The 4,571-nt window shown below is 64.5% G+C and carries 4 protein-coding genes; 2 read left to right on the top strand and 2 right to left on the bottom strand.

What is annotated here, in order from left to right; all coding sequences use genetic code 11:
- Window positions 1–114: 114 nt before the first annotated feature.
- Window positions 115–612 (bottom strand): ferritin-like domain-containing protein, encoded by a 498-nt coding sequence (locus Q0S16_RS04320; protein ID WP_295845428.1) that lies wholly within the window; start codon window positions 610–612, stop codon window positions 115–117.
- Window positions 613–760: 148 nt separating this feature from the next.
- Window positions 761–1,930 (bottom strand): M20 aminoacylase family protein, encoded by a 1,170-nt coding sequence (locus tag Q0S16_RS04315; protein WP_295845424.1) that lies wholly within the window; start codon window positions 1,928–1,930, stop codon window positions 761–763.
- Between the two features lie 173 nt (window positions 1,931–2,103).
- On the opposite strand from Q0S16_RS04315, the gene Q0S16_RS04310 reads away from it, so the two are divergent.
- A complete protein-coding gene (locus Q0S16_RS04310; RefSeq protein WP_295845421.1) occupies window positions 2,104–3,723 on the top strand; it encodes a GMC family oxidoreductase N-terminal domain-containing protein in 1,620 nt (539 codons plus the stop codon).
- Between the two features lie 78 nt (window positions 3,724–3,801).
- Window positions 3,802–4,571 (top strand): metallophosphoesterase (locus Q0S16_RS04305; protein ID WP_295845419.1); only part of this gene is annotated, 770 nt, incomplete at its 3' end.

The raw sequence follows: 4,571 nt of genomic DNA, 5'->3' as shown, positions 1-4,571 counted from the left end.
GCTCCTCGCAATGACGGCGGGAAGACTTGTGCCCCTCACCCGACCGGCTTCGCTACGCTTTGCCGGTCGACCTCTCCCCGCGCAGAGCGGGGAGAGGTGAAGACAGCGCTACGCTTACGCCGCCGCGGCCAGGTTGACCGCCGAGGTCGCCAGCACCGAAAGCGTGTCGTCGGTCTTCTTTTCCTGCTGCAGGGTCTGGTCGAGCAGCTTCGCCGCGTCCTTGAGGCCGAGCTCGGTGGCCCAGGTCTTCAGCGTGCCGTAGCGGGAAATCTCGTAATGTTCGACGGCCTGCGCCGCGGCCAGCAGGCCGGCGTCGAGGGCTGCCGTGCCCTTGTACTCGTCCATGATCTCCTTGCCCTCATCGAGAATGCCCATGATGGCGTCGCAGGTCTTGCCGCGGGCCGGCTTGCCGAGCAATTCGAAAACCTGCTCCAGACGCTCGACCTGGCCTTCGGTCTCGTCATGGTGCTTCTCGAAGGCGGCGCGCAGCTTGTCGGAAGTGGCGGCCTTCGCCATCTTCGGCAGCGCCTTCAGGATCTGCTTTTCAGCGAAATAGATATCCTTCAGCGTATCGAGAAACAGGTCGTTGAGGTCTTTGTCCTTGGTCGCCATGACACACTCCGTTGAAGGTAAGGGATGTTTCCCGTCCCTCCAACGTGATGTGACAAACCTTGTTCCCGCGATTGTGATAGCAGCCACAAAAATTCAAGAAGCGGATTCGCCTTTCGAACTTACGCCGTGACTATCACAGATGCGTCGATCAGGCCGCCAGCGTGGTTTCGACCAGTTTCACCCAATACGAGGTGCCGAACACGATGGCGTCGTCGTTGAAATTATAGGCGGGGTGATGCAACCCGGCGCTGTCGCCATTGCCGCAGAAGATGAAGGCGCCGGGGCGCGCTTCCAGCATATAGGCGAAATCCTCGGCGCCCATGATCGGGGTCATGTCGGTGTTGACGTTGGAGGCACCTGCGATCTCGCCGGCAACCCGCGCCGCGATCTCGGTCTCGGCGACATGGTTGACCACCACCGGATAGCCGCGGTCGTAATCGAGGTCGATCTTCGCGCCGCTCTGCAGCGCGACGCCGGCGCAGACCTCGTTCATGCGCTTCTCGACGAGATCACGCACCTCGCCCTTCAGCGAGCGGACGGTGCCCTTCAGTAGCGCCGAGGCTGGAATGACATTGCTGGCGTGGCCGGCGTGGAACTCGCAGATCGACAGCACCGCGGATTCCAGCGGGTTGATGGTGCGCGACACGATCGACTGCAGCGCCACCACCAGCTGCGACCCGACCAGCACCGGATCGATGGTCTTGTGCGGATAGGCGGCATGGCCGCCAACGCCCTCGATGGTAATCGTAATACGATCCATCGCCGCCATGATCGGGCCGGGACGCAACGAGAACGAGCCGACCGGAATGCCGGGGCCGTTATGCATGCCGTAGACCTGTTCGATCTTGAACCGGTCCATCAGCCCATCATTGATCATCGCCAGCGCTCCGGCGCCGCCCTCCTCCGCCGGCTGGAAGATCACCACGGCATCGCCGGCGAAATTGCGGGTCTCCGCGAGATATTGCGCGGCGCCGAGCAGCATCGCGGTGTGGCCGTCATGGCCGCAGGCGTGCATCTTGCCGGGGGTCTTCGAGGCATAAGGCAGGTTGGTCTCTTCCTCGATCGGCAGCGCGTCCATATCGGCGCGCATCCCGATCACGCCGCCCTTGCCACCCGGCTTGCGGCCCCTGATGACACCGACGACGCCGGTCTGCCCCATCCCGGTCACCACCTCGTCGCAACCGAAGGCGCGCAGCTGCCCGGCGACGAAAGCCGCGGTGCGGTGCACGTCATACATCACCTCGGGATGGGCATGGAGATCCCGGCGCCAGGCCATGATGTCCGGTTGCAGGTCGGCGACGCGATTGATGATGGGCATGGGATCAGGTCTCGAATGGGTCAATTGACGCAGGATGGAGGTGGAATGGCGTTGGATTATGTCTAGCACGTCGCGTGCCAGCCGCCCAACATGGGGCGCCGGCTGTACACGGAGCGCCCACAAAGCTAGAGCGTCGGGGCACGGCGCCGAGACCGTGGAGCAAGCGAGGGACGATGGCGGCACGGCTCGAGGGAGATTTCGACTATATCGTGGTCGGCGCCGGCACCGCCGGCTGCATCGTCGCCAACCGGCTGTCCGCCGATCCCGGCAAGCGCGTGCTGCTGCTGGAAGCCGGCGGCAACGACAACTGGATCTGGTTTCACATCCCGGTCGGCTATCTGTTTGCGATCGGCAATCCGCGCTCGGACTGGATGTTTCGCACCGAGCCGGAGCCCGGCCTCAACGGCCGCTCCCTGGCCTATCCGCGCGGCAAGGTGATCGGCGGCTCGTCATCCATCAACGCCATGATCTCGATGCGGGGACAGGCCGCCGATTACGACCACTGGCGCCAGCTCGGCCTGGCCGGCTGGGGCTATGACGACGTGCTGCCCGCGTTCAAGCGCCTCGAGGACCATTTCCTCGGCGCCAGCGAACACCACGGCGCCGGCGGCGGCTGGCGCATCGAGGCGCCGCGGCTGTCATGGAAGGTGCTCGACGCGGTCGCCGACGCCGCGTCGGAAATGGGCATTCGCCGGACCGATGATTTCAACACCGGAGACAATGAGGGCATCGGCTATTTCCACGTCAACCAGAAGCGCGGCCGGCGCTGGTCTTCCGCGCGCGGATTTTTGAAGCCGGTGCTGAACCGCGCCAATCTGCGGCTCGAAACCAAGGTGATGGTCGATCGCCTGATCGTCGAGAACGGCCGCGCCGTGGGCGTGCGCTTTGCGCGGGACGGCGAAATGATCGAGGCGCGGACCACGGGCGAAGTGATCCTGTGCGCCGGTGCCATCGGGTCGCCGCATCTGCTGCAGCGTTCCGGCATCGGTCCCGCCGAATGGCTGGCGCAGGCCGGCATCGACCTGACGCTGGACCGCCAGGGCGTCGGCCGCAATTTGCAGGACCATCTGCAGCAGCGTGCGATCTACAAGGTGTCCGGCGTGCGCACGCTCAACGAGACCTATTACAACCTGTTGCGCCGGGGCTGGATGGGACTCGATTATGCGCTGCGCCGCAGGGGGCCGCTGACCATGGCGCCGTCGCAGCTTGGCATTTTCACCCGCTCCGACCCGCGCCGCGAGCGCGCCAACATCCAGTTCCATGTGCAGCCGCTGTCACTCGACAAATTCGGCGATCCGCTGCACCGCTTTCCGGCGATCACGGTCAGCGCCTGCAATCTGCAGCCAACCTCGCGCGGCACGGTCCAGGCGCGGTCCGCAAAACCCGACGAAGCCCCGAAGATTGCACCGCATTATCTCTCCACCGACGAGGACCGCCTGGTGGCCGCTGACGCCATCCGGACCACGCGGCGGTTAATGAAGCAGACTGCCCTGGCTGCCTATCATCCGGAAGAATACTCGCCGGGTCCCTCAGTCGGCGACGACGCCGAATCGTTGGCCAAGGCCGCCGGCGACATCGGCACCACCATCTTCCATCCCGTCGGCACCGCCAAAATGGGAACGGCGTCCGACCCGCTGGCGGTGGTCGACGAACGGCTGCGCTTCCATGGCATCGCGGGCCTGCGCATCATCGACGCTTCGGTAATGCCGACCATTACCTCGGGCAACACCAACACGCCGACCGCGATGATCGCGGAAAAGGGCGCGGCGATGATCATCACGGATTCGCGATAACACCGATCTCCGGGAATAAACCGCCGCGTCGCCCGATCCAGTCCCGGTCACCCAATGCAGGGTGCAGGGAGATTGGCAATGAGCGCATTCGATCATGACCATCCGAACGACGACCCGCGCCTGAACCGTCGCAAGGCGCTGGAGTGCATGATCTGGGCCGGCACCGGCGTGCTGTGGACCGTTTCCGGCGGCGTACCGCGCGCCCTCGGCCTGATCGGCTCGGCACAGGCCGCCGAACCCGCGGGCCTCACCTTTCTGCAGATCAGCGACAGCCATGTCGGGTTCGACAAGGCGGCCAATCCCAACGCGCTCGGCACGCTCGAAGAGGCCATCGGCCGCATCCGGACGATGCCGGTGGCGCCCTCCTTCATGATCCATACCGGCGATATCAGCCACCTCTCCAAGGCGTCTGAATTCGACGACGCCGACCGCATCATCTCGCAGGCCAGGCTCGACGTGCATTACGTGCCCGGCGAACACGATATGATCGATGACGACGTCAAACTCTACAAGGAGCGCTACGGTCGCGGCAGCAAGGGCGCGGGCTGGTATTCCTTCGACGCCAGCGGCGTGCATTTCATCGGCCTGGTCAACGTGGTCGATCTGAAGGCCGGCGGGCTCGGCAATCTCGGCGCCGAGCAACTCGCCTGGCTCGAGGACGATTTGCGCGGCCGCTCGAAATCGACGCCGATCGTGGTGTTCGCCCATATTCCGCTATGGACGGTTTATCCGGAATGGGGCTGGGGCACCGAGGACGGCGCCCGCGCACTGGATTATCTCAAAGGCTTCGGTTCGGTGACGGTGCTCAACGGCCATATCCATCAGGTGATGCAGAAGGTCGAAGGCAA

It is taken from the genome of Tardiphaga sp. (assembly GCF_025356345.1).
Taxonomy (GTDB): domain Bacteria; phylum Pseudomonadota; class Alphaproteobacteria; order Rhizobiales; family Xanthobacteraceae; genus Tardiphaga.
Note: the sequence above shows the minus strand (reverse complement) of the source record. Positions and strands in the feature narration are given on the sequence as shown.